This window comes from Stenotrophomonas sp. 704A1, from assembly GCF_030549525.1.
Lineage (GTDB): Bacteria > Pseudomonadota > Gammaproteobacteria > Xanthomonadales > Xanthomonadaceae > Stenotrophomonas > Stenotrophomonas tuberculopleuritidis.
This window is the reverse complement of record NZ_CP130831.1, coordinates 1293196-1317681: the sequence shown is the minus strand read 5'-3', so window position 1 is coordinate 1317681 and position 24486 is coordinate 1293196. Positions and strand designations below refer to the sequence as shown.

General features: G+C 67.3%; 19 protein-coding genes and 1 tRNA gene. 7 read left to right on the top strand and 13 right to left on the bottom strand.

Translation table 11 applies throughout. The annotated features are described in order from the left end of the window. Positions 1–1041 (bottom strand): ubiquinol oxidase subunit II, encoded by a 1041-nt coding sequence (cyoA, locus tag Q5Z10_RS06110; protein ID WP_303638364.1) that lies wholly within the window; start codon positions 1039–1041, stop codon positions 1–3. A gap of 334 nt (positions 1042–1375) precedes the next feature. Here cyoA and Q5Z10_RS06105 point away from each other — a divergent pair, with 334 nt between their 5' ends. Continuing rightward, on the top strand, positions 1376–1804 hold the full coding sequence (locus Q5Z10_RS06105; protein WP_303638363.1) for a VOC family protein: 429 nt from the start codon (positions 1376–1378) through the stop codon (positions 1802–1804). A gap of 185 nt (positions 1805–1989) precedes the next feature. On the opposite strand, the gene Q5Z10_RS06100 is transcribed toward Q5Z10_RS06105, so the two are convergent. The 3 genes from Q5Z10_RS06100 to Q5Z10_RS06090 form a co-directional block, all read right to left on the bottom strand. Then, positions 1990–2065 (bottom strand) — tRNA-Thr (locus tag Q5Z10_RS06100). 84 nt (positions 2066–2149) lie between these two features. Beyond that, positions 2150–3154, bottom strand: a complete 1005-nt coding sequence (locus Q5Z10_RS06095; RefSeq protein WP_303638362.1) for a 2-hydroxyacid dehydrogenase — start codon at positions 3152–3154, stop codon at positions 2150–2152. A 101-nt stretch (positions 3155–3255) separates the two neighbouring features. Further along, the gene (locus Q5Z10_RS06090) at positions 3256–6141 is read right to left on the bottom strand and encodes an autotransporter outer membrane beta-barrel domain-containing protein (protein WP_303638361.1); all 2886 of its coding nucleotides are present in this window, start codon (positions 6139–6141) and stop codon (positions 3256–3258) included. Positions 6142–6429: 288 nt separating this feature from the next. Here Q5Z10_RS06090 and Q5Z10_RS06085 point away from each other — a divergent pair, with 288 nt between their 5' ends. From Q5Z10_RS06085 to Q5Z10_RS06070, 4 genes are all read left to right on the top strand, one after another. Beyond that, on the top strand, positions 6430–6909 hold the full coding sequence (locus Q5Z10_RS06085; RefSeq protein ID WP_345783983.1) for an RNA polymerase sigma factor: 480 nt from the start codon (positions 6430–6432) through the stop codon (positions 6907–6909). Next, complete coding sequence (locus Q5Z10_RS06080) at positions 6906–7874, top strand: FecR family protein (protein ID WP_303638360.1); 969 nt, start codon at positions 6906–6908, stop codon at positions 7872–7874. The genes Q5Z10_RS06085 and Q5Z10_RS06080 overlap by 4 nt, the downstream gene beginning before the upstream one ends. 10 nt (positions 7875–7884) lie before the next feature. After that, a complete protein-coding gene (locus Q5Z10_RS06075; RefSeq protein WP_303638359.1) occupies positions 7885–10665 on the top strand; it encodes a TonB-dependent receptor in 2781 nt (926 codons plus the stop codon). A gap of 164 nt (positions 10666–10829) precedes the next feature. Continuing rightward, positions 10830–11510, top strand: a complete 681-nt coding sequence (locus tag Q5Z10_RS06070) for a hypothetical protein (RefSeq protein ID WP_303638358.1) — start codon at positions 10830–10832, stop codon at positions 11508–11510. Positions 11511–11541: 31 nt separating this feature from the next. On the opposite strand, the gene Q5Z10_RS06065 is transcribed toward Q5Z10_RS06070, so the two are convergent. Both Q5Z10_RS06065 and Q5Z10_RS06060 read right to left on the bottom strand, forming a co-directional pair. After that, positions 11542–12207, bottom strand: a complete 666-nt coding sequence (locus Q5Z10_RS06065; RefSeq protein ID WP_303638357.1) for a lysoplasmalogenase — start codon at positions 12205–12207, stop codon at positions 11542–11544. After that, positions 12204–14087 carry a M61 family metallopeptidase gene (locus Q5Z10_RS06060; RefSeq protein WP_303638356.1) on the bottom strand — a complete coding sequence of 628 codons (1884 nt, stop codon included), beginning with the start codon at positions 14085–14087 and terminating at the stop codon, positions 12204–12206. Before Q5Z10_RS06060 ends, Q5Z10_RS06065 begins: the two co-directional genes overlap by 4 nt. Before the next feature lie 447 nt (positions 14088–14534). Here Q5Z10_RS06060 and Q5Z10_RS06055 point away from each other — a divergent pair, with 447 nt between their 5' ends. Next, on the top strand, positions 14535–15335 hold the full coding sequence (locus Q5Z10_RS06055) for a hypothetical protein (protein WP_303638355.1): 801 nt from the start codon (positions 14535–14537) through the stop codon (positions 15333–15335). A gap of 144 nt (positions 15336–15479) precedes the next feature. Here the strand turns inward: Q5Z10_RS06055 and ispH are convergent, their stop codons facing one another. From ispH to murJ, 5 genes are all read right to left on the bottom strand, one after another. Beyond that, the gene (ispH, locus tag Q5Z10_RS06050; protein ID WP_303638354.1) at positions 15480–16430 is read right to left on the bottom strand and encodes a 4-hydroxy-3-methylbut-2-enyl diphosphate reductase; all 951 of its coding nucleotides are present in this window, start codon (positions 16428–16430) and stop codon (positions 15480–15482) included. A gap of 27 nt (positions 16431–16457) precedes the next feature. Continuing rightward, entirely contained in the window at positions 16458–16982 is a 525-nt protein-coding gene (gene lspA / locus Q5Z10_RS06045; RefSeq protein ID WP_303638353.1) for a signal peptidase II, read from the bottom strand. After that, entirely contained in the window at positions 16982–19813 is a 2832-nt protein-coding gene (gene ileS / locus Q5Z10_RS06040) for an isoleucine--tRNA ligase (RefSeq protein WP_303638352.1), read from the bottom strand. The genes lspA and ileS overlap by 1 nt, the downstream gene beginning before the upstream one ends. After that, entirely contained in the window at positions 19810–20757 is a 948-nt protein-coding gene (locus Q5Z10_RS06035; RefSeq protein WP_303638351.1) for a bifunctional riboflavin kinase/FAD synthetase, read from the bottom strand. Before Q5Z10_RS06035 ends, ileS begins: the two co-directional genes overlap by 4 nt. Positions 20758–20830: 73 nt before the next feature. After that, positions 20831–22435 carry a murein biosynthesis integral membrane protein MurJ gene (gene murJ, locus Q5Z10_RS06030; RefSeq protein ID WP_303639143.1) on the bottom strand — a complete coding sequence of 535 codons (1605 nt, stop codon included), beginning with the start codon at positions 22433–22435 and terminating at the stop codon, positions 20831–20833. Positions 22436–22551: 116 nt separating this feature from the next. On the opposite strand from murJ, the gene rpsT reads away from it, so the two are divergent. Beyond that, positions 22552–22821, top strand: coding sequence for a 30S ribosomal protein S20 (gene rpsT / locus Q5Z10_RS06025; protein WP_135272729.1), 270 nt, complete (start codon positions 22552–22554; stop codon positions 22819–22821). Between the two features lie 161 nt (positions 22822–22982). Here rpsT and obgE read toward each other — a convergent pair whose 3' ends face one another. Together obgE and rpmA are read right to left on the bottom strand one after the other, a co-directional pair. Then, complete coding sequence (gene obgE, locus Q5Z10_RS06020) at positions 22983–24035, bottom strand: GTPase ObgE (protein WP_303638350.1); 1053 nt, start codon at positions 24033–24035, stop codon at positions 22983–22985. A 177-nt stretch (positions 24036–24212) separates the two neighbouring features. After that, positions 24213–24476, bottom strand: coding sequence for a 50S ribosomal protein L27 (gene rpmA / locus Q5Z10_RS06015; protein WP_049467623.1), 264 nt, complete (start codon positions 24474–24476; stop codon positions 24213–24215). Between the last annotated feature and the right edge of the window lie 10 nt (positions 24477–24486).

Here is a 24486-nt window from a genome sequence, read left to right as displayed (position 1 = left end):
TCATTCTCCCGAACCCGCGTGGCCAGCGTGGCCTGCGTGTTCGTGTTCGGTGGCATCCAGGTTCTTGCCCGATTCCTTGGAATCATGGGCATCGCTCGGGGCGTGGCCCTCGTGCGCTTCGTGGCTGGCAGCGTCGGCAGCGGCCGCACCGGCATGCGAGTGCTTCATGCCGTAGTGCCGGTTGTCGCCCATGTGCTTGGCGATGACCCAGTCGAACAGGCCTTCTTCGGTCTTGCCGAAGTAGGTGACCGGGTACCACTCGGAGTTCTTCGCTTCACCCAGCGCCTTGAACGAGGCCTTGTCCAGGGTCTGCTCGCCGGCGCGGACCTGGTCCAGCCACTGGCGGTACTGCGCATCGGTGACCGAATAGGCAGTGAAATGCATCTTGGCAAAGCCCGCGCCGCTGTAGTGCGAGGACATGCCCGGGAACTCACCGAGCTCGTTGGCGATCAGGTGGAGCTTGGTCTCCATCGCCGCCATCGAGTAGATCATGCTGCCCAGGTGCGGGATGAAGAACGCATTCATCACCGTATCGGAGGTGATCTCGAAGTTCAGCGGGGTGTTGACCGGGAACTTGATCTCGTTGACGACCGCGACCTTCTCTTCCGGATAGATGAACAGCCACTTCCAGTCCAGCGAGATCGCCTGGATGGTCACCGGCTTGACGTCCGATTCCAGCGGCTTGTACGGGTCCAGCGCGTGCGAGGACCGCCAGGTCAGCACGGCCAGCACCAGCACGATCATGCAGGGGATCGACCACACCACCACCTCGATCGCCGTCGAGTGGGACCACTTCGGCTCGTAGCGGGCCTTGGTGTTGGAGGCGCGATACTTCCACGCGAAGGTCAGGGTCATGATGATGACCGGGATGACCACCAGCAGCATGAGCACGGTGGCCGTGATCAGCAGGGTCTTTTCATCCTGGCCGATCTGGCCCTTCGGACTGAGGATGGCCACGGCATCGCAGCCGGTGAGCATCACCAGCAATGCGAGCAGCAGGCCCGGGCGCAACCAGCGCCCAAGGGTTTTCAACGGAATCATCGGTCGATCCAATTGCGAGGGAATGCCGTTCCCCGTCCTGCCCGCTCCGGCCAAAGCCGGTCCCGCCTGTGGTTGAGACAGGCAGTGAGGTGGGGTCGAGTCAGCCCTTCAATTTTAGGCCGTCACCCACCATTTAAGAAAGGCATTGACAATGATCCGGCGCAGGAAAGGCCCGAATCTGGCTGCGACACGTTGTCGCACCGCGCGGCGGCGGCGGGCAGATCGCCCGTTCGCGGCATCGTAGCATCGCGCTGCAGGGCGCGGTGGCGCCCGGTTCGGCACAGTCGCCTGAACCTGTTCAGGCATATCCCGAAGTACCGGCAAGGAGGACGCAATGGCAAGACCCTTCGTAGTGCAACGGATCGACCATGTGGTGCTGCGGGTACGCGACCTGACGCGGAGCGAGCGCTTCTATGCCCAGGTACTGGGCTGCGAGGCGGTGCGCCGGCGTGACCATCTGGGCCTGGTACACCTGCGCGCCGGCAGCTCGATGATCGATCTGATCAGCCTGGATGGAACGCTGGGCCGCCGCGGGGGCGCCGGCGCGGGCAACGAAGGCCGCAATGTCGACCATCTCTGCCTGCGCATCGACCCGTTCGACGAGGCCGCGCTGGTCGCGCACCTGCAGGCGCACGGCGTGCAGGTGCACGACGCCGCGACGGTCAACTTCGGCGCCGAGGGTGATGGGCCGTCGTTGTACTTCCAGGATCCCGACGGCAACAGCGTCGAACTGAAAGGGCCCGCCGACGGCGCGACGCGGTAGTTGCTGGGCGCATCGGCCTGCTCAGCGACAGCGCCCACGGGATCGATGCGCTGTTCGATCCCGCCGCCTCGTTGACTGCGGGTGTGCTTCGCTGCGATTTCAGCAAGACACGAATACGGACGGAGGGGACAGCCCCTTTCCTGCAAACGAAAAGCCCCGACCAGGGCCGGGGCTTTTCATGCAACTGGTGCCGGAAACAGGAGTCGAACCTGCGACCTACGCATTACGAATGCGCCGCTCTACCAACTGAGCTATTCCGGCGAAGCAGGCAATTTTACGGTCGGCCGGCCCCGGTGGTCAATCCGCTCGTGACGGGTTGCCCCTGTGTCTGCGCCTTCGGGGCTTTCAGCCGGCCTGGACCCGGTTCGCACACCCCCGCCCCGCCGCGAAATCGGCCAGATTGCCCAGCGTGATCGCCGAGATTTCCTGCAGGGCTTCCACGGTGAAGAAGCCCTGGTGCCCGGTCACCAGCACGTTGGGGAAGGTCATCAGGCGCTGGAAGGCCTCATCGTCGATGATCTCGCCGGACAGGTCCTGGAAGAACAGCGCGCTTTCCTGCTCGTACACATCGATGGCCAGATGGCCCAGCCGGCGCGACTTCAGCGCGCGGATCACCGCATGGGTATCGACCAGGCCACCACGCGAGGTGTTGACCAGCATCGCGCCGGGTTTCATCCGCGCCAGCGAGGCGTCGTCGATCAGGTGCTGGGTATCGGGGGTCAACGGACAATGCAGCGAGACGATGTCCGCGCGCGAGAGCAGTTCGTCCAGTTCAACCATCGCGCCGATCCCGGCGAACGCCGGCGAGGGATACGGGTCGTGCCCCAGCACGGTGCAGCCCATGCCGTGGAAGATCCGCGCAGTGGCCAGCCCGATCTTGCCGGTACCGACGATGCCCACGGTCTTGCCGTGCAGGGTGCGTCCGAGCAGGCCATCGAGCATGAAGTTGCCTTCGCGCACGCGGTTGTAGGCGCGGTGGGTCTGCCGGTTGAGGGTCATCACCAGCGCCAGCGCGTGCTCGGCCACCGCTTCCGGCGAGTAGGCCGGCACGCGGGCGACGAACAGGTCCAGGCGCGCGGCCTCGGCCAGATCCACATTGTTGAAGCCGGCACAGCGCAGCAGCACCGCGCGTACGCCCAGTGCCTGCAGGGCCTGCAGCACCGGCGCATCGAGCCGATCGTTGACGAACACGCAGACGGCGGCGCAGTCCTGTGCCAGCGCAGCAGTGTGCACGTCCAGTGCCGCGTCGAAGTACACGAACTGGAAATCCTGCCCTGCCCGCTCGCGCGGGTTGGCTTCCTCGAGAAAGCGGCGGTCGTAGGGACGGGCACTGAAAACGGCGATCTGCATGGCAAGGTCTGCGCGGACATCCGCCACGACCATAGCGCACCCGCACACCGATGGGGATGGCACCGGCGGCGCGACGGCCGCCGGTGCCGGTACTGCCCTGGTCAGAAGGTATAGCCCAGGCCCAGCATCACGCCGTTCTGCAGCTGGCCGTCGCGGCGCTCGCCCACGTAGTCGACCATCACCGACAGGCGATCGGTGGCGCGGCTGGTCACGCCCAGGTTCCAGGCCAGCACCTGCTCGCCGACGGTCTGGCTGCTGGCGCCGAACACCAGGTCAGGCGCAGCGGCAAAGCCAGTGCTGTAGCGCGCCTGGGTATCGCCCAGCTCCTTCTGCCAGACCACGCGCGCGCGCGGGGTGATGCGCTCGCCGTTGTTGCCTTCGAAGGTCTTGAACAGCTGCAGGCCCGCACCGACACGGATGCTTTCCAGGCTGTCACCCCGACCCACCAGTGCACCAGCGCCCTGCCCTTCATCGAAGCGCGTGGCCGAGGTACGGGCGTAGTCGACCACCGGCAGCAGCGGCTGGATCACCAGCCCCTTGCCGGTGGTGAACGAGAAGCCGTGTTCCAGCCGGGCCGAGATCGCATCGTTGTTGTATTTGGCACGCAGCGGGCTCTCCAGGCCGTCGATGCCGGCGATGCTGCGGCGGGTGTCGTGGCGCAGGTCGGTATAGCGCACCGAGGCCGACAGGTAACCCCGCGAATAGGTGGCATCCAGGTAGCCGCCTGCATCCAGCGCGCGCACATCGCCGGTGAACCCGGAACCGTCGCGGCCCTTGGTCGACATGTCCGCTGCAGCAACGCTGACGCCCAGGGTGACCCGGTCATCGGCCAGCTGCGTATCGGCACCGAGCACGATGCCGCCGACGGTGTGGCTCAGGCCGGCCACGCCGCCTTCGCCGTCGATGCGGCCATGGCTGCCGAAGCCGCGGCCCCAGAAACCGTGGCTGCGGGGCGCTTCGCCGCCAAAGTTTGTGCCGCCAGCGCTCCCTGCGGGCTCCACCAGATGCATTGCCAACTGGTTGAACAGGCTGCCATTGGCCATGCCCGGCTGCGCCGACGCCGCCTGCGCGGCCTGCGCCGCCAAGCCACCGGCGTCACCACTGCCGCTGCGTCGTGCGGCCTGGTGTTGCTGCACCACATTGCCGATGCTGCCGACCAGGGCGTTGTCGGCCAGGCGCAGGCTGGCATGCGCATCGCCGCGCAGTGCACCGGCCTGCTGCGCGATGACGTCGCGGTCGGCGAACTGCAGCGCGCCCAGCAGCGGCTTCAGCCGTGCATCCTGGCGGTCGCCCGCCGTGGCCAGCGCGCGACCGAGACCATCGCTGCCGTTACCGGCAGTGAGCTGCGCCAGCTGGTCGAATCCGGGGTTTGCCGTCAGCGACAGCCCGTCGGCGGTCTGGTGGATGTTGAAGCTCAGCAGCGAGTTGTGGCGCGGGCGGAACACCTCGCCGTCGGTGATGCTGGCGCTGTAGCCGGTGTCGCCCAGGCGCACCGCATCGGTGAAGCCGCCCTGGTAGATCGGACCGCTCACCAGCTCGCGCTGGTAGGTGCCGGCATAGAAGCCCTGCGCCACGTTCAGTTCCAGGTGCGCACCCGGCGAGATCACCAGCGCGCCTTCGTTGGCACCGTCGTCGTAGAACTCCCCGACCCGCAGGCGGCCAGTGCCGGCGCCGCCCGCCTCGGTCACGTCGAACAGCACCTTGCCGCCGGGCATGATGTTGACGTAGCCGTGGCTGACCAGGTCGCCACCGCGCGGCATCAGCGTGCCGTAGACGCGCAGGCGGTTGAAGCCATCCTCGCGGAACGATGGACCGGTGCCGTCGAACAGGGCGTCCGAGTCGTTGGCAACCGAGGCGATGTCACCGTGGCCGACCACCATGCCCGCCGCCAGCACGCGCAGCTCGGGCGTGCGCAGCGCGCCGCCTTCCAGCGCGATGGTGCCGTTCTCCACCAGCATGAAATCGGCGCCGGTGGTGTCAGCGGTGCGCCAGGTGGCGCCCTTGCTCACCCGGATGACGCCGGCCGAATTGCCCAGCGTGGACGCGTCCAGTTCGGACAGGCGCAGGCGCGACAGCAGGTCGGCCTGGATGTCGGGATCGCTGAGGAAGTCCTGTACCGAGAACGTGCCGATGCCGTTGGGGCCACGGGCGGCAGCGTTGTAGATGGTGACCGCCTGGTTGATGTAGGTGGTGCCGAAGTCGGTGTCGTTCCAGCGCGCGAAATCATCATCGACGAAGGCCTGCAGCTGGCGCGCGGTGCGCAGGTAGCCCGGATTGATGTCGCCGCTGACATTGGCGGTGACCGTCAGCGTGTCACCCGGTTCGCGATAGCCGGCGGCAGTGATGATGTGGTTGCTGTAGATATCCTGGCCGGGGAAGGTCTCCAGCTTGCGGCCGCTGCCGTCGGGATCGAAGCTGACCGAGGCGCCGCTGGTGCGGGCCGGATCGCGGAACACCAGCAGGCCATTGGGCTGCACCACCTCGTACATGGCCTTGTGCAGCAGGCCGGCGTCCATGCCGCCACCGTAGTTGCCGGTGTAGATCTCGGTCATCCGCGGCGACGGCGTGTAGATCACCTTGCCGCCACTGCTGGCCGCGTGGATCTGTACCGAATCGACCAGCGGCAGGTCACCGGCCAGGTAACGCTCGACGCCACCGGACTGCATGATCGAGCACGACGAGATGCAATGGCCGGAGACGATGGTGTTCAGGCCATGGGTGCGGATCACCCCCTGCAGCCACTCACCGGCAATCAGCGCGCCACCATTGGAGGTGCGCAGCACGATGTCGCGGATCGGGCGGCCTTCGGCCTGCGCCTTGGCCAGCAGCGCTGGCAGCGCGACCACGTCGGCGACCGTGACACCACCGCTGAGAACGATGCGATCGCCCTGTACGTGATAATTCATCGCCATGACGTCATGCGCCTGGCCGAGGCCCGCGAGACCGGCCACAGCTGCCAGGGCGATGCTCAACTTCGAATGCTTCATTGCGTTCTCTCTCTCCCCCCGCACCACGCGGGTCGAAAGCAGAACGCGCCAGCAGCACGAACGCCCCCAGTGCTGGCGCGGAAAAAACATGAATGCATTCACAATGGAAAAGCCGGGGAAACACAGGCTTCCCCATCCGGTCACCGTCGCGTAAAACTCGATCTCGCGTCCGTCATTGCCGTCCGAGGCCCTCCCCTGTCCGTCCCCTCCCCTCTGCTCCGTCCTGCACCGGACCTGCCCGGGGTTCCGGACGCGTTCATTGCGTTCGTCCGCGAGGAACGCGCACCGCTGTGCGCCTTCCTCCGCGCGCGCGGCGTCGGCCCCGACGATGCCGAGGACATCGCCCAGGACTGCATGGAACGGCTGATCCGCTACCGCGCGCATGGCGCAGAAGAACTGCGCCTGCTGTTGTACCGGATCGCGCGGAACCGGCTGGCCGACCGTGGGCGCTCCACGCAGTCCCGCGCGCACCTGCCGCTGGCCGACCGCGATGACAACGAAGAAGCAATCAGTGCTTCACCGGATCCGCTGCGTCAGGCAGAATCCGGGCAGATGCTCGCCCTGCTGCGCCAGGCATTGTTCAAGCTGCCCGAACGTGCCCGCGAGGTGTACCTGCTCAACCGCATCACCGGCATGAGCTATACACAGATCGCCCAGCATTGCGGCATCACCGCCAAGACCGTGGAAAAACACATTGCCCGCGCATTGCAGGGCCTGCGCAAGGAGCTGGGCCCCGATCCTCTCCACAACGATGGAGACACCGAATGAGCCGCAACGACAACAAGGATGATCCGTTGCTTTTTGAACGCGCGAGCGCCTGGGTGGCGCGCCTGGAAGCCCCCGACTGCAGTCCTGCCGAAAGGGAATCCTTCGAGGACTGGCTGGCCGAGGACCCCGCCCACGTCACCGCGTGGGCGCAGGCCGAACAACTGCATCAGCGCAGTGCCGGGCTGGCCGCTGACCCGTGGCTGCGCACTGCGGCCGCGCGCGCGGCACGCCGCCCGCAACGGCGCTGGCTGCCGGGCGTGGCGTCCGCCGCCGGTATCTGTCTGGCCGTCGGCCTGGGCTGGATGCTGTACACCGACGGCAACCCCGCGCTGCTGACCTATGCCAACCCGGGCCGCCAGCCCCGGTTGCAGACCCTGGACGACGGCAGCATCGCCACGCTCGATGCCGGTAGCACGCTGACCGCACGCTTCGGCTGGCGCAAGCGCGAACTCGTGCTCGAACAGGGCCGCGTCCAGCTGCAGGTCGCCCCGTCCTCGCGTTCGCTGCGGGTGCAGGCCGCCGGCAGTTCCATCCGCGATATCGGCACCACCTTCCAGGTCGAACGGCTGGGCGATGGCCGGGTCGAGGTCGCCCTGCTGGAAGGCGCGGTGGAAGTCACCAGCGGCAGCGCCCAGCACACGTTGTCACCCGGCCAGCAGCTGCAGGTGCTGGCATCAGGCAGGATCCAGCCCGGTCCGCAGCTGTCGTCCACCGCCGCCGCCGAAGGCTGGCCGCAGGGCAAGCTGGTGTTCGACGGTACGCCGCTGGCCACCGTGGTCGAGCGCATGAACCGCTATGGCAGCACGCCGCTGGTGGTCGCCGATCCGGATATCGCCGACCTGGCGGTCAGCGGCACCTTCCGCGCCGGCGACGCGCATGAACTGCTTTCCGCCTTGGAACTGGGGTGGTCCATTGCCGGCCAGCCGCGCTCGGATGGCGCGCTGGAACTGCGCCGCACCTACTGAGGCGCGGCAGATGCCGGCACCGGGAGTGCTGCGCGGGGGCCTGCTGCAGGCCCTGCTCTGGCTCACGCTGACCCTGGGTGCGGTGGCCGCAGCCAGCGGGGGTGAAGCGGCGGCGGTCGACTACCGGATCGCTCCCGGCCCGCTCCCTGCAGCCCTGCAGCAGTGGGCCCGGCAGAGCGGCATCGCGCTGGTCTTCGACGCCCGCGAACTGGCCGACCTGCGCAGCACCGGCACGGCCGGCACACTGGCCCCGGCCGCCGCGCTGAAACAGCTGGTCGCCGGCATGCCGGTGAACATCCTGCAGACCCCGGGCGGCGGGTTCGTGGTGCGCCGCCATGTGCCTGTTGCGGCACCGGCGAAACCGGCACCCCGGGCACCGCCGGTGGCCGCCGCCCTGGCACCGGTGCAGGTCGACCTGGCGCCGATCCACGTCACCGGCAGCCGCCTGCCCCGCACCTCGGTGCAGACCACCCTGCCGATCACGGTGATCGACCGCGATGACATCCTGCGCAGCGGTTACGGCACGTTGTTCGATCTGCTGCGCCACCTGCCGGGCATGAACGGCCATCCACCGCTGAGCACCTCGCGCAGCGGTGATTCGCTGTACCTGCCGGTCGGCGCGGCGGCCACCACCAGCCTGGACGGCATGGGGCCCCGCGCCACCCTGTTCCTGGTCAACGGCCGCCGCCTGCCCCGCTATCCGATGGTGTCGCTGGAAGAAGGCGGGTTGACCGACCTGGGCGGCATTCCGCTCAGCTTCGTCGAACGCATCGAGCTGGTGCGTGGCGGTGCCTCGGCCATCTACGGTGCCGATGCCATCTCCGGGGTGGTCAACATCATCCTGCGCGACCAGGCCGAGGGGCCAGAAGCCACGCTGCAGTCGGGAGTCAGTGGCCGCGGCGACGGCGACCAGTACCGCGTGCAGGCCGCCACCGGCGGCGTGCGTGGCAACGGCGACCGCTGGTTCGCCGGTATCGACCTGCACCGCATCCAGCATGTGGCCGGTGACCAGCGCGACTGGCATGCGGAAACCTCGCTCTATCCGATCGGCCTGATCATGGCCAACGGCGATTACTACCCGGCCACGCAGTGCCACCCGCCGCTGCAGCGCGAAGAGGATGGCTGCTGGTTCGACAACGCGCGCCCGCGCTCGCTGCAGCCCGCCTCGGACACCCTGTCCGCCTACCTGCGCTATCGCCATGAACGCGGCGAGGGGCGCTATGCCTACGTGGAGGCACGTGCCAGCCACAACCGCCAGCGTTTCGAGCTGGGCCCCACTGCGGTCGCGCTCAACTTCAACCGCGGCGCGGTCCTCAACGTGGTGCTGCAGGAAGGCGGTGAAGTGCGCCCGACGGTGCGCGCGACCGAAGCCGACCTGACCGTGGGCGTGGGCCGCGAGCAGCCCGGCCGCAGCTGGGATGCCGGCATCAGCGCGCAACGCAACCAGGTGGACCTGCGCACCGAAGGCACCGTGCGCAGCGAGCGGCTGCTGGAAGCAGCACGCACCCTGGATTTCCTGCCGGGGTTCTCGACGCTGCCAGCGGGATTGGCCGCAGAACTGTTCCCCGCCATCCGCAACCGCGGGCGAACCGAGCAATGGCAGGGCTGGTGGGGCGTGCAGCGCGAACTGATGACGCTGCCCGGCGGCGCGGCGCAGCTGGCCACCGGCATCGACCTGCGCCGCGAGCGCTGGACCTCGTTGCCCGACCCGCTGCTGGGCAAGGGCGAACTGGCGCTGGGCCTGCCGCTGGAACAGCGCCACCTGACCCGCCAGAGCAGCGCCGCGTACGCGGAAGTGGGCCTGCCGCTGGCGTCCACGCTGCGCCTCGACCTGGCCGCGCGACTGGATCGCGATGGCGGCGACAGCGCGTTCTCACCCCGTGCCGGGCTGCGCTGGACACCGACGCCACACTGGTCCTTCCTGCTGGCCAGTGGCCGCGGTTACCGCGCGCCGAGCCTGTTTGAACGACGACGCCCGCCCGGCTACTTCGGCCTGCTCGGCCTGCCCGCCTCGGATACCCTGCCGCCCTGCGCGCGGCCGCTGCGTGGCGGTGGCTGCGCCGTGGAAGTGGAGGTGGTGGAGAACGATGCACTGAAGGCGGAGACCTCGCGCAGCCATTCGCTGGCGGCCAGCTGGACGCCCAACGATGCCTTCTCGCTGACGCTGACCCACAACATCGTCGAACTGCGCAACGAGATTCTCGCCCTGCAGCCCAGCGATGCGCTGTGGAACCCGGCAACCTGGGAGCTGGACGAACAGGGCCGCCTGCGTGATCTGCGCCTGTCGTTCGACAACATCGGGCGCACCACGTCGCGCAACTGGCTGCTGCGCGGCGAGTACCGCATCGATGCCGGGCGCGACGGACAGTGGCTGTTCGCGCTGGATGGACTGAAGCAGCAGGAACTGCGTCGCGACCGCAGCCACGATGGGTCGGTGGACCTGCGCGGGCACGTCACGCCCACCACCGCCGGCATCCTTACCGTGCAGTGGCAGAACCCCACCTGGGACATCGCCCTGCGCGGCAACCGCGTCGGCCGCACGCGCGCGTGGCTGGCGGGCGAAGACTGCACGCAGCAACAGCATGACCAGCGGCGCTGCATGAATCCGGCGCAGCTGCGCTGGAACCTGCACGTGGCACGCAAGTTGAGCCCGCGCGTGGTGGTCGCGCTGGATGTGCACAACGTACTGGATGCAGAGCCGGTCAACTACCTGGTGGGCAGTGGCGGGCAGATGCCTGGCCTGGACGATCCATTGGGCCGCTATCTGCTGCTGACCCTGCAGTTCCGCTGAGCGTAGTACCCTACGCCGCCCGTTGCACCGGACCCGCTCCCGTTGAAGCCCTACCCCTGGTTGCGGGGCACCCTCCTGCTGTTCTCCGCCCTGCCGTCCCCGGTCCTTCAGGTCGACCGTCTTCAAGCTCCGGATGATCGCCGCAGCGTGCGCAGGCAGTGGGCATGACCTGGCCCGTCTCCTCTCCGCGGGCGTTCGCCGTGGTGCTGCTGGTGCTGGCCGGTGCGGCCGCCGCGGCAGCTGCGTTGCACACCCTCGATGCGCCGCTGCAGGCGTCAGCGCCGCCCGTGCAGCGCGCGCCCGGTGCCCGCTGGGAGGGCGCTTCCGCTGCGGTAGTGCCGGCCACGCCCCGCTATCTGACCGCACCGCTGCGCGCCAACCTGCTGCTCGACCGCGATCGACTGCAGGCCGCGCGGCTGGCTCTGGAGAACCTGCCCGGCCTGGCCGGCCACCGCCTGACGGTGTTCCACAGCATCCACTTCCATGACGATGGCCGCATCAACCTCGAACTGGTCGATCCGCAACGGGCGGGCCATGTCGACCGCTATCACTACGAACGCGGAACATGGCGCAAGGGTGATCCGGTGGATCCCCATCGGTTCGCGCCGACCATTTCGTTGAGCCGCAGCAGCACCGCACTGGCCAGCATCGATTTCGACGCCGTGCCACGCTTCACGCAGGCGGTACAGGAGCGACGCAGGGCACGGATGCGCACGCCCGCCGGGGTCAGCCATGTGCAGGTGATCGTGCGCAAGGGCGGCAGACTGCTCTGGCTGCCGGATGACGTGGCCGATGATCTGCAGACGGAAGGCCGGCGCAACGACGACCGTCCCTCGTTGCAGTAGCCACGGCGCTGCCGTGCCGCTGCAGGCGCGGTCACCTCACCGAACGTGCGATCGCGTACTGCGCGGCGTAGTACGTCGACAGCACCAGCAGGCTGGCCAGCGGCAGGCCGCCGGCAAAGCGGTCCCAGGCCAGCAGTGAATCACTGCTGACGAACAGCAAGGCACCGCCGGCAGCCCAGCGGGCGCTGCGTCGTTCGACGGCATCCGTACGCCGAGGCGCCAACACCCGCGCCAGCGCCAGCACCGCCATCGAAGCAAGCACCACCACGTAGGCCAGCACCGGCACGCGCATCGGCTGCGGCAGATGCGGCCACAGGCCAAGCACATTGATCGTGGCGAACGCAGCCAGCAGCGCGAACGCGCCCCACGATCCAGCACCTGCACGCAGGCCGGCACGGAAGGCCACGATGTAGCAGAGGTGGGCCAGCAGGAACGCCAGCAGCCCCACCACGAATGCATCGACCGGCAGCATCAGCGCGATATCGCCCACGCAGGACAACAGCATGCCGGCCAGCACCGCATGCCGGTAGAACGCATCCTGTGCCGGTCGCACCTGCCAGGCGATCGCGGCGATCAGCAGGGTCGCCGACGGCTTGGCCAGCCAGTGCAGCCAACGACCGTCTCCGCCCAGAAAGGCACCGATGATGGCCAGCACCGCCACCACCAGGATCAGGCCGTCGCGCGTGCGCAGGGTCATCGTGCCTTCCACAGATCGGCAAGCCGATCCGGCGTGCCGGCGATGCGTTCCAGCACCGGGTACTGCAGGCCACCGTGGTAATCGATGCGCATCGTTTCGATGCGGTCGAACTGTTTCACCAGCAGTTCGATCGGCGCCTTGTCCTTGGCCGCGGCAGACACCGCATCCTTCAGGCGCTCGCTGCTGTATTCCCGGCCGCCCACTGCAATCACCTTCATGCCCGGTGCCAGCCCGGCGTTGAAGGCCGGGCTGTCCCAGATCACGTCGCCCACCACGCCGGTGTCGAGCACGGTGGCACCCAGCGAGTACGCCAGCAGCGCGGCCTTGGCGCGCTTTTCCTGCGCCTTGTAGGCCTCGTTCGGCACATCGCGGTAGGCCAGCTTCCAGCCCGCCAGCGCCAGGCCACCGGTCAGCGGCCCGTGCCCGTCCAGGCGCTGGCGCAGGAAGCCGGCCCAGTCGTAGGGTGCAATCCCGTTCAAGGTCGCCACCACGTCATCGAACGTGTACGGATTGACGTCCCAGTCTCCATCGCCGACGCCGAAGAAGGCACGTGCGAAATCATCCAGGCTGCGGCGGTTGCCGGTCAGCCCTCGCAGTTTGCCTTCCACTTCCAGCCACAGCATCTGGCCACCGGAGTAGTAGTCCTCGCTCATCTGGTAATTGCGGTACGGCAGGGTGCGGCGCTGGGCGATGGTCGGATCGTTGGTGGTGTCCTGCAGCGGCCGCCAGGCCAGTCCCGGGCGGCCACGATCGTAGGTCGCAGCGACGTTGGCCAGCATGTCGCGCGCCTGCTCGGTGGACCACAGACCGGAACGCGCGGCCAGCACCTGGCCCCAGAACTGGGTCTGTCCCTCGTACACCCACAGCAGGCTGTCGCCCATCGGCACGTTGAAGTTGGCGGTAGCCAGGTCGGCACCCCTCCGGTACTTGCCGTTCCACGAATGGGTGTACTCGTGCGGCAGCAGGTCACGCATCCACGCGTTGCTGTCCCACTCGGTGAAGTAGCCCGGCTCGGCGCTGTTCTCGCTGGAGCGATGGTGTTCCAGGCCGATGCCGCCCAGACGGTCGGTCAGCGCCAGCAGGAACTCATAGTGGTTGTAGTGGCGCGCGCCATAGAGCTTGTCGGCCTGCTGCACCAGTGCGCGGTGCGCCTTCAGCTGGGCGTCGGTCGGCTTCAGCGATTTGGCGTCGTCGGCGAACACGTTCAGGTGCACCGGCGCTTTCGCGCCCGGGTCGAGATCGATGCGCTGGTAGTGCTCGCCGGCGAACACGGGCGAATCGACCAGGTGGTCATAGGAAATCGGCTTGAACACCACGGTGTCGCCGTCGCGGCGCGCGGTTTCCAGCGCCGTGGCAAACGACCAGCCCTTGGGCAGGGTCACGCTCGCCTGCGTCTGCAGGGTGCGCGCATCGACACCGGCCGGATACAGCGAATTGGCGTTCCACTGCAGGTTGAGCATCTCCGGGGTCATCACCACCCGGCCCTGGCTGCCGCCCTGCGAGGACAGGAAATCGAAGTGCGCCACGATCTCGCTCACGCCGGCGGGCACGTCCACCTTGAACGCGTAGACGTTGTACTGGTCCCGCTGCCAGGCCAGCGGCCTGCCGTTGGCGGTCACGCGCAGGCCGGCCAGCTTGTCGATCGGGCCAGTGGGCGAATGGTTGCCGGGGATCCACTGCGGGTACAGCAGGGTGACCGGGCCGGGCGTGACCGGCACAGTGGCGGTCACCTTGAAGATGCGGCGGGCCAGGTCGCGCGCATCCACATCGATGCGCAGCAGGCCCGGCGCCGCAGCATCGCCCGGTGGTGAGGTCTGCGCCAGCGCAGGCGTGGCGGCCAGCGCGAACAGCACGGACATCACCAGGGCACGGGTTTTCATCGGGCAGGTTCCAGCAGCGGTAGAGGTACCGATGCTAGGCCTGTGGGATGCCATGCCCCATGGCCAAAGGTCATGGACGGTGCGCCTGCCCACGCATGGCGTGGATCCACTGATGTTGACGGACTCAAGCCTGCGACTGGGACTGCCAGGAGAAGCGGTGGTGCCACCCGTTGCGTATCCGAGTTGATGTTGCAGAGCGGTTCCTCCTGCCCAGAAATGCTAGCCGAGGCAATGTCGCGGGCTGCGCGCCTTTCTGGCCCAGCCGACCTAGAGTTCCGAAAAAATACCGGATCGAGATAACGACTTTTGATGTCTCCGGCCTTGGAGCCGCAGAAACTGTCGTCATCGACAGGCATTCAATTTCCGGAAGTATTTTTGCCAACAGATTCTCACTTCACTCTTTCATCCGGCCCTAGCATCGCCGCAAATTGGTTGCATGGAACGCTCATGAACTACAAGGCCGGCGAGTGCATTGAGAGGAACAGTTCCGACCGAAGAGACAGTTTTTTCTGCCCGCGTCCTGCACGCATGGCAGGCAGAAGCAAACGCCTGCGGAGTGCAATGATGAAATGCAATCCATTGTTTGTTCTGGCTGTACTCGCGTTTGGCGCCTGCAGCGAAGGTGGCAAGGGAGGCCAGGAGATAGGCAAGCATGCAGAAGCTGGAGAGGGACCGGTGATGCCACCGCCCGGCTCGCCAGGGGGTGTCCATGGTCGATCGAGCAGCCAGAGATTGGCATCCCCAAACATAAAGGCGCATCTATGCGGCATGGATTGCAGGGATGCGGGACTTCTGGACGCACGCAGTCCCAATGAAGCCGCGTGGCTTTTCAACCACGGCTATCCATCCACACAAGAGAAGGCGCACCTGGAGCAGCTATCGCGTGAGGACCTCAAGCGGGAAGCTGACTCTGGAAATCGCGCAGCGGCGGTTGAATTGGGCCGCCGAGTAGCGCTGGAAGAGAACGTACTTGACGGGAAAATACTGCTACGCAAGCAAGCACAGGCGGGTAACCTCTATGCATACTATGGCCTGGCGGATGTAAGTGCCAAGGCAGATCCGCCGAGCCTCGTCGACACCGCCGCCTATCTGCGAATGGCTTACATGCTTGGAGATGACCGGGCTGCGCAGGAGATCGCGCGGATGAACTTGACCTCTGCCGAACTGGTGGCGGCAGACAAGCGTGCCTCCCACCTCTATGCGGGTTATGCAGGGGAGCAGCTTCGTGATCCCCGCCCGCAGGAATAGTCCGGGAGTTCACCCGGGCGCGGAGTCATCCCATTCGTTGGGATGTTTCCGCCTGGAATGGAAGGATCCACGCTTGGCGTGGATCCACTTCGTCGGCCCCCTGGGGCCGCCTTGGTTGCCCTGCCCGGCGAACACCGTGCCCGCTCAGTCGATCAGGCGCAACCGCAGTTCCTTCGGCAGCGCGAACACCATCGATTCCGGTTCGCCGTCCAGTTCACCCACACCGGAGGCACCCAGCTCGGCCAGCCGCGCCAGCACGCCATCCACCAGCACCTGCGGCGCCGAAGCGCCCGCGGTCACGCCGATATGCTGCTTGCCGACCACCCATTGCGGGTCGATCTCGTGCGCGCCGTCGATCAGGTAGGACTCCACGCCTTCGCGGCGGGCCAGCTCGCTCAGGCGGTTGGAATTGGAGCTGTTCGGCGAACCGACCACCAGCACCAGGTCGCAGCGCTTGGCCAGGTCGCGCACGGCGTCCTGGCGGTTCTGCGTGGCGTAGCAGATGTCGTCGTTCTTCGGGCCCTGCATCGCCGGGAAGCGTTCGCGCAGCGCCTCGATGATGCCGCGCGTATCGTCCACCGACAGCGTGGTCTGGGTGGTGTAGGCGAAGTTGTCCGGCTGGTTGATCACCAGCGTGGCGACCTGTTCCACGTCCTCCACCAGGTAGATCTGGCCGGTACCGGCTTCCCGGTTCCACTGGCCCATGGTGCCTTCCACTTCCGGGTGACCGGCGTGGCCGATCAACACCACGTCACGGCCGGCCCGGCAATGGCGGGCCACTTCGAAATGGACCTTGGTCACCAGCGGACAGGTGGCATCGAACACCTTCAGGCCACGGCGTTCGGCTTCCTGGCGCACGGCCTGGGACACGCCATGCGCGCTGAAGATCACCGTGTTGTTGTCCGGTACTTCGTCCAGTTCCTCGACGAAGATCGCGCCGCGCTGCTTCAGGTCATCCACCACGAAGCGGTTGTGCACCACCTCATGGCGGACATAGATGGGGGCGCCCAGCGTTTCGATCGCGCGCTTGACGATCTCGATCGCACGATCGACACCGGCACAGAATCCACGCGGGTTGGCGAGCAGCACATCCATCAGTTCAGTCTCCCGGCAGCAGCCGGCTTACGGTTTCGGGGAGCCATTATCCGCCTTTTTGGCGGACTTGCCGTCGAACAGGCCGAACAGGGCGATGCCGATGGCACCGGCCACGATGGCCGAATCGGCGATGTTGAACGACGGCCAGACATGCTCGCCGACGTACCACTGGATGAAATCGACCACGTGGCCGTGCACCTGGCGGTCGATCACGTTGCCGATGGCACCGCCGATGATCAGCGCGTAGGGCACCGCCGCCTTCCAGTTGCCCCGGGCGGTGGCGCGCAGCCACCAGGCCATCAGGCCGCTGATGGCAATCGCCAGCACGGTGAAGAAGTGCTTCTGCCAGCCTCCGGCGTCACTCAGGAAGCTGAATGCAGCGCCGGTGTTGTAGGTGCGGTACCAGTTCCAGAAGCCGTCGATGACCACCACCGGCTGGAACTCCGGCAGGCTCGACAGCACCCAGGCCTTGGACCACTGGTCCAGGCCGATGATGACCACCGACAGCAGCAGCCAGACCAGTGCGTTCGGATGCGGACGGGGCGCGGCCATCAGAACCAGCTCCGCACTTCACCGGCACCGGTGATGTTGCTCACGCAGCGACCGCACAGTTCCGGATGATCGGCACTGCTGCCGACGTCGGCACGGTGGTGCCAGCAGCGCACGCACTTGGCCTTGGTGGTGGGCTGGGCGCTGACGAACACCTCGTCGGTGGTCGCCGGGCGCACCTGCACGTCGCCGCTGATGAACAGGAAGCGCAGTTCATCGGCCAGCGGCTGCCAGCGCGCGGCCTGCTCTTCGTTGGCGGCGATGGTGATCTCCGCTTCCAGCGCAGCACCGATCGCACCGTTGGCACGCATCGGCTCGAGCACCTTGGCCACCTGCTCGCGCACGGCCAGCAACTGGTCGAAGTCGGCGGCGTTGAGCTGCGCATCGGCCGGCAGCGGCGCCAGGCCGTCATACCAGGTGGTGAACAGCACGTGGCCCGCCCGTTCACCCGGCAGGTAGCCCCACAGCTCGTCGGCGGTGAAGGTCAGGATCGGCGCCACCCAGCGGGTGAACGCTTCGGCGATGTGGAACATCGCGCTCTGTGCCGAACGGCGACCGTTGGAATCGGTCGGCATCGTGTACAGGCGGTCCTTGGTCACGTCCAGGTACAGCGAGCCCAGGTCCACGCTGCAGAAGTTCAGCAGCAGCTGCACGATCTCGGCCATGTTGTAGCCGTCGTACGCCGCCTTGATCTTCTCCTGCAGTTCCCAGGCACGGTGCACAATCCAGCGGTCCAGCGCGACCATCCTGTCCAACGGCTGCAGATGCGCGGCCGGATCGAAGCCATCGAGGTTGCCGAGCAGGAAGCGCGCGGTGTTGCGCAGGCGCCGGTAGGCGTCGGCGTTGCGCTTGAGGATTTCCTGCGACAGCGACATCTCGTTGCTGTAGTCGGCCGAAGCGATCCACAGGCGCAGGATGTCCGCGCCCAGCTTGTTCATGATGTCCTGCGGCTCGATGCCGTTGCCGAGCGACTTGGACATCTTGCGGCCGTGCTCGTCCACGGTGAAACCGTGGGTGAGGCACTGCTTGTAAGGGGCGCGCTTGTCGATCGCCACGCCGGTCAGCAGCGAGGACTGGAACCAGCCGCGGTGCTGGTCGGACCCTTCCAGGTACAGGTCGGCCGGCTTGCCGAAGCCACGCGCGGCCAGCACGCCTTCATGGGTGACGCCCGAATCGAACCAGACATCGAGGATGTCGGTGACCTTCTCGTAGTCGGCCGCTTCGGCGCCCAGCAGTTCGCTGGCATCCAGCGAGTACCACACGTCGATGCCTTCGGCTTCAACGCGGTCGGCGACCTGCTGCATCAGTTCGACCGTGCGCGGATGGATCTCGCCGGTCTGGCGGTGGGTGAACAGTGCGATCGGCACGCCCCAGGTGCGCTGGCGCGAGATGGTCCAGTCCGGGCGACCGTCGACCATGCTCTGGATGCGCGCCTTGCCCCAGCTCGGGAACCAGCCGACGGTATCGATGGCGGCCAGCGCATCGCTGCGCAGATGGGCCTTGTCCATCGAGATGAACCACTGCGGGGTGGCGCGGAACACCACCGGCGTCTTGTGGCGCCAGCAGTGCGGGTAGCTGTGGCGGATCGGGTGGAAGGCCAGCAGCGAACCGTTGTCGCGCAGCACGCCGACGATGGCGTCCTGTGCCTTCCACAGGTGCTGGCCGGCCAGCACCACGTCACCGGCCGGCGGGGTCGATTCCAGGTACACGCCACGGCCATCGATCGGGGTGATCTGGCCGGCGTTGTACCTGTCCAGCAGGCCGTACTTCTGGCTGACCACGTAGTCTTCCTGGCCGTGGCCGGGGGCGGTGTGCACCGCACCGGTACCGTCCTCGTCGGACACGTGCTCGCCGTTGAGCACCAGGATCTCGCGCTGCGGATAGAACGGATGCGCCAGCAGCTGGTTTTCCAGCGCCGCACCGGTGGTTTCACCGTGCAGCACCACGTTCTCGACACCATAGCGCTGCAGCGCGCGCTCGGCCAGCGCGGCAGCCAGCACCAGCCAACGGCGCTTGCCGTTGTGGGCCGGGCCTTCGGCCAGCACGTAGTTGATCTCCGCGCCCAGCGATACCGCCAGCGAGGCCGGCAGGGTCCACGGGGTGGTGGTCCAGATCGGCACGGCCACTTCCACGTCGTCCGGCAGGCTCACGCCGAAGGCCTGGGCCACGGCCTGCGCATCGCGCGCGGCGTAGGCCACGTCGATCGCCGGCGATTCCTTTTCCTGGTATTCGATTTCCGCCTCGGCCAGCGCCGAGCCACAGTCGAAGCACCAGTACACCGGCTTGGCGCCACGCAGCAGGTGGCCGTTGGCCACGACCTTGGCCAGCGCACGGATCTCGTTGGCCTCGAAGTCGAAGCTGAGGGTCTTGTACGGGTTGTCCCAGTCACCGGTCACGCCCAGGCGCTTGAAGTCGGCGCGCTGGATGTCGATCTGCTCCTCGGCGAACTCACGGCACTTCTGCCGGAACGCGACCGCATCGAGCTTGGTGCCGACCTTGCCCCACTTCTTTTCCACCGCGATCTCGATCGGCAGGCCGTGGCAGTCCCAGCCCGGCACGTAGGGCGCATCGAAGCCGGCCAGGTAGCGCGACTTGACGATGATGTCCTTGAGGATCTTGTTGACCGCATGCCCCAGGTGGATGCGGCCGTTGGCGTACGGCGGGCCGTCATGCAGCACGAACAGCGGGCGGCCGGCGGCGTTGTCGCGCAGCTGCTGGTAGAGCCCCTGCGCTTCCCAGCGCGCCAGAATGCCCGGCTCGCGCTTGGGCAGGTCGCCGCGCATCGGGAATTCGGTGGCTGGCAGGTTCAGGGTGGTCTTGTAGTCCTGGCTCACGCAGTGGCTCGCAATCTGTGTTCGGAAAGGATGGCGCGCGCCTGTTCGGCGTCGCGGTGCATCTGGTCGGTCAGCGCCGCCAGATCATTGAATTTCTCTTCGTCGCGCAGCTTGGCGACGAATTCCACTTCGATGTGGCGCCCGTACAGGTCGCCCTGGAAATCGAACAGGTGGGCTTCCAGCAGCGGCTCGACGCCGTCCACGGTCGGCCGGGTGCCGAAACTGGAGACCGACGGCCACGGCTGGTCGAACACCCCATGCACCCACGTCGCATAGATGCCCGACAGCGCCGGGGTCTTCGGGAAGCGCAGGTTGGCGGTCGGGAAGCCCAGCGTGCGGCCGAGCTGGCGCCCGCGCACCACCCGCCCGCTGATCGCGTAGGGGCGCCCCAGCAGGTCGCCGGCGCGGGCGAAATCGCCGTCCTGCAGCAGCTGGCGGATGCGGGTGCTGGAGATGCGCTCGCCGTGCAGGTCCACCGCTTCGATCTCGCCGGCACTGAAGCCCAGTTCAGCGCCCATCGTCTGCAGCAGGGCCAGGTCGCCGCGGCGGCGGTTGCCGAAGCAGAAGTCCGGCCCGATCCACACCTCGCGGGCGTTCAGGCGCTGCACCAGCAGCTGGCGCACGAAGGTCTCGGCCGGCATCGCCGCCATCGCCGCGTCGAAGCGCAGCAGGCCGACCGTGTCGACGCCGAGTTCGCGCAGGATGCCAACCTTGCTGCGGGCCAGGGTCAGCCGCGGGGGCGGCGTGCCCTGGGCAAAGAATTCACGCGGCAGGGGCTCGAATGCCACAGCCACCGCGGGCACCCCCAGGGCGCGTGCGCGCGCGACCGCGTGCCGCACCAGCGCACGATGGCCCAGGTGGAGGCCGTCGAATGCGCCGATGCAGACCACGCTTCCGTGCGGGAACAGTTCCCCGCCCTCGACGCTTCTGAACAGCCTGCTCATCTACTCTCGTTCCGGCCCGCAGGGGCCGCTGCTGCAATGGTGTAACCCTGAAGTATAGCCGCCGCGGCCACGATCAATGGCCACGCAGGTCGCGCGGGCGGAAGCCCATGGCCACCATCGCCAGCAGATAGGTCAGGCCGCCGCCGCCCACCAGCAGGGCCAGCGCGCCGATCCGCTGCCACACGCCCATCGCCGAGAAGCCCGGCAGCCAGTACAGCAGCGCCAGCAGCACGCCCACCATCGCGGTGCAGGCCAGCGCCAGCCGCAGCAGGTAGCCGCCCCAGCCCGGGCGGCGCTGGTAGACATCGGTCTTGCCCAGCCAGTACCAGAGCAGGCCAAGGTTCAGGTAACTGGACAGCGCGCTGGCAATGCCCAGTGCCAGGTGCAGGCCCGGCTGCTTGCCGAGCGCCGCCATCACCCCCTGCGCCTTCAGGGCATCGGGCACCATCACCTGGTACAGCACCGCCAGCAGGGCGAAGTTGAACACCATGTTGGCCACCAGCGCGGCCACGCCGGCGCGCACCGGAGTCCGGGTGTCCTGGCGGGCGTAGAACGCCGGCAGCACCACTTTCAGCAGGGCGAACGCCGGCAGGCCGAAGCTCAGGCCGTACACCGACAACGCAGTCATGCGGGTATCGAAGGCGGTGAACTGGCCGTGCTGGAAGATGGTGGCGATGAGCGGCTCGGCCAGGAACAGCAGGCCCAGCATGGCCGGCACCGAGATCAGCAGGGTCATGCGCAGGCCCCAGTCCAGCGAGCGCGAGAAGCCCTCGCGGTCGGTGCTGACATGGTGGCGGGCCAGCGCCGGCAGGATCACCGTGCCCAGTGCCACGCCGAACACACCCAGCGGCAGCTCCAGGAAGCGGTCGGCCAGCGACAGCCAGGACTGCGAACCGTCGGTCAGCTTGGCCGCGATCACCGTATCCAGCAGCAGGTTGATCTGCGCCACCGACGAGCCGAACAGGGTCGGCACCATCAGCGTCATCACCTTGCGCACGCCCGGATGGCGCCAGCCCCAGCGCGGCAGCGTCAGCAGGTTGATGCCTTTCAGCGAGGGCAGCTGGAACAGCAGCTGCAGCACGCCGGCGGCCAGCACCGCCCAGCCCAGCGCCAGGATCTGCTTCTCGGGGGTGCCGCCCAGCCGCGGCGCCAGCCACAGGGCGCCGGCGATCATGCACAGGTTGAGGATGACCGGGGTCAGCGCCGGCATCGCGAAGCGCTGGAAGCTGTTCAGCGCGCCACCGGCCAGCGCGGTGAGCGAGACGAACAGCAGGAACGGGAAGGTCAGCCGGAACAGGTCGACCAGCAGGCCCTGCTTGGCCGGGTCGGTATCCACGCCACTGGAGAACACCGTGGCCAGCTGCGGCGCGAAGATCAGCGCCAGCGCGGTGACCAGCATCAGCACCCCACCCAGGGTGCCGGCGGTGCGGGCCATCAGTTCACGCAGCTCGGCGTGGCTGCGGGTTTCCTTCACCTCGGTGAACACCGGCACGAAGGCGGTGGCGAACGAGCCCTCGGCGAACAGCCGGCGCAGGAAATTGGGTATCCTGAAGGCGACCCAGAAGGCATCGGTGATGGCGTTGGTGCCGAAGGTCGAGGTCACCACCTGGTCCCGGACCAGGCCGAGAACCCGCGAGACCATGGTCATGCTGCTGAACGACAGCAGGCCCCGCAACATCTTGGGTGAACTCACTCAACGTCCCTCTTGACAATCGACTTGACGTACATTTCTTACGCCATCATACTAGCTAGCTTGCTGTTCCCATAACACCGATTTTTCAGGAAACCACCACCGTGGCCAATATCAAGTCCGCCAAGAAGCGCGCCAAGCAGACCGTCGTGCGCAACGCGCGCAACGTGGCTCAGCGCTCGATGCTGCGCACCGCTGTCAAGAAAGTGATCAAGGCGCTGGACGCCAACGATGCCGCCGGCGCCCAAGCCGCCTTCGCCGTTGCCCAGCCGATCCTGGATCGCTTCAGCGCGCGTGGCCTGATCCACAAGAACAAGGCTGCTCGCCACAAGAGCCGCCTGAACGACCGCATCAAGGCCCTCTCGGCCGCCTGATCCGGCCGCCTGCTGGAGCCCCGGCTCCGGCGGCACGCAAAAGCCCGGCCGCTGGCCGGGTTTTTTGTTGCCCGCCACCCGGCAGAGCCACCCCGCAGGAATGCGGCAGGCACAAAAAACCCGGCCGGAGCCGGGTTTTTCGCGGAACGCCCGACCCGGCATCACTGCGCGTTGCGGGCCTCGAGCTCTTCTTCCTTCTGGCGGTCGAAGAAGGCCATGATCCGGCTCATGATCGGGAAGGTGCCTTCACGCCCCAGCGCCGAGACCAGGAACCACGGCTCCTTCCAGCCCAGCTCGGCGACGATCTGCTCGGCCGCGGCCTTGGCCTCGTCCTCGAACATCAGGTCGGCCTTGTTCAGCACCAGCCAGCGCGGCTTGGCCAGCAGCTCCGGGTCGTGCTTCTCCAGCTCACGCTCGATCGCACGCACCTGCTCCACCGGCGAAATGCCCTCCACGCCGCCTTCCATCGGCGAGATGTCCACCAGGTGCAGCAGCAGGCGGGTACGCTGCAGGTGGCGCAGGAACTGCGCGCCCAGCCCGGCACCGTCGGCGGCACCCTCGATCAGGCCGGGAATGTCGGCGATGACGAAGCTGCGGTAGTTTTCCACCTTGACCACACCCAGGTTCGGGTACAGCGTGGTGAACGGGTAATCGGCCACCTTCGGCGTCGCCGCCGAGACGGCACGGATCAGGGTGCTCTTGCCGGCATTGGGGAAGCCCAGCAGGCCGACATCGGCCAGCAGCTTCAGCTCCAGCTTCAGCGTGCGCTCCTCACCCGGCTCGCCCGGCAGCGCCTGGCGCGGCGAGCGGTTGGTCGAGCTCTTGAAATGCATGTTGCCCAGGCCGCCGCGGCCGCCCTTGGCCACCAGCAGGCGATCGCCGTGCTGGGTCAGGTCGCCGATCACTTCGTCGGTGGCCACGTTGATGATCACGGTGCCGACCGGCACGGTGATGACCAGGTCCTCGCCGCCCTTGCCATAGGCCTGGCGGCCCATGCCGTTCTCGCCGCGCTGCGCCTTGAAGATGCGGTCATGGCGGAAGTCGACCAGGGTATTGAGGTTTTCGTCGGCGCGGATCCACACGCTGCCGCCCGCACCGCCGTCGCCGCCGTCCGGGCCGCCGAGCGGAATGAACTTCTCGCGACGGAAGCCAATGCAGCCGTTGCCGCCGTTGCCGGCGAACACTTCGATTTCTGCTTCGTCTACCAGTTTCATTGTTTCGATGCCTGCGATGGGCGCGGCGTGCACGCCGCCACCTTGATGTAGTGCCGGCCTCGGGCCGGCAACCGGGCGATGCCCGTTTTACCATTGATTCCAACGAAAAGCCCCGCCGAAGCGGGGCTCTTCATGCAGCGATCCCGTGCCGGAGCATGGGCGCCGGCCGTTGCCTTATCAGGCTTCGACCGAGACGACGCTGACGGTGCGGCGCTTCTTCGGGCCCTTCACCGAGAACTCCACCTTGCCGTCCGTGAGGGCGAACAGGGTGTGGTCGCGGCCGAGGCCAACACCGGTACCCGGGTGGAACTGGGTGCCGCGCTGACGCACGATGATGTTGCCGGCTTCGATGGCCTGGCCGCCGAAGATCTTGACGCCCAGGTACTTCGGGTTGGAGTCGCGACCGTTGCGCGAGGAGCCTACGCCCTTTTTATGTGCCATGACTGCTTCT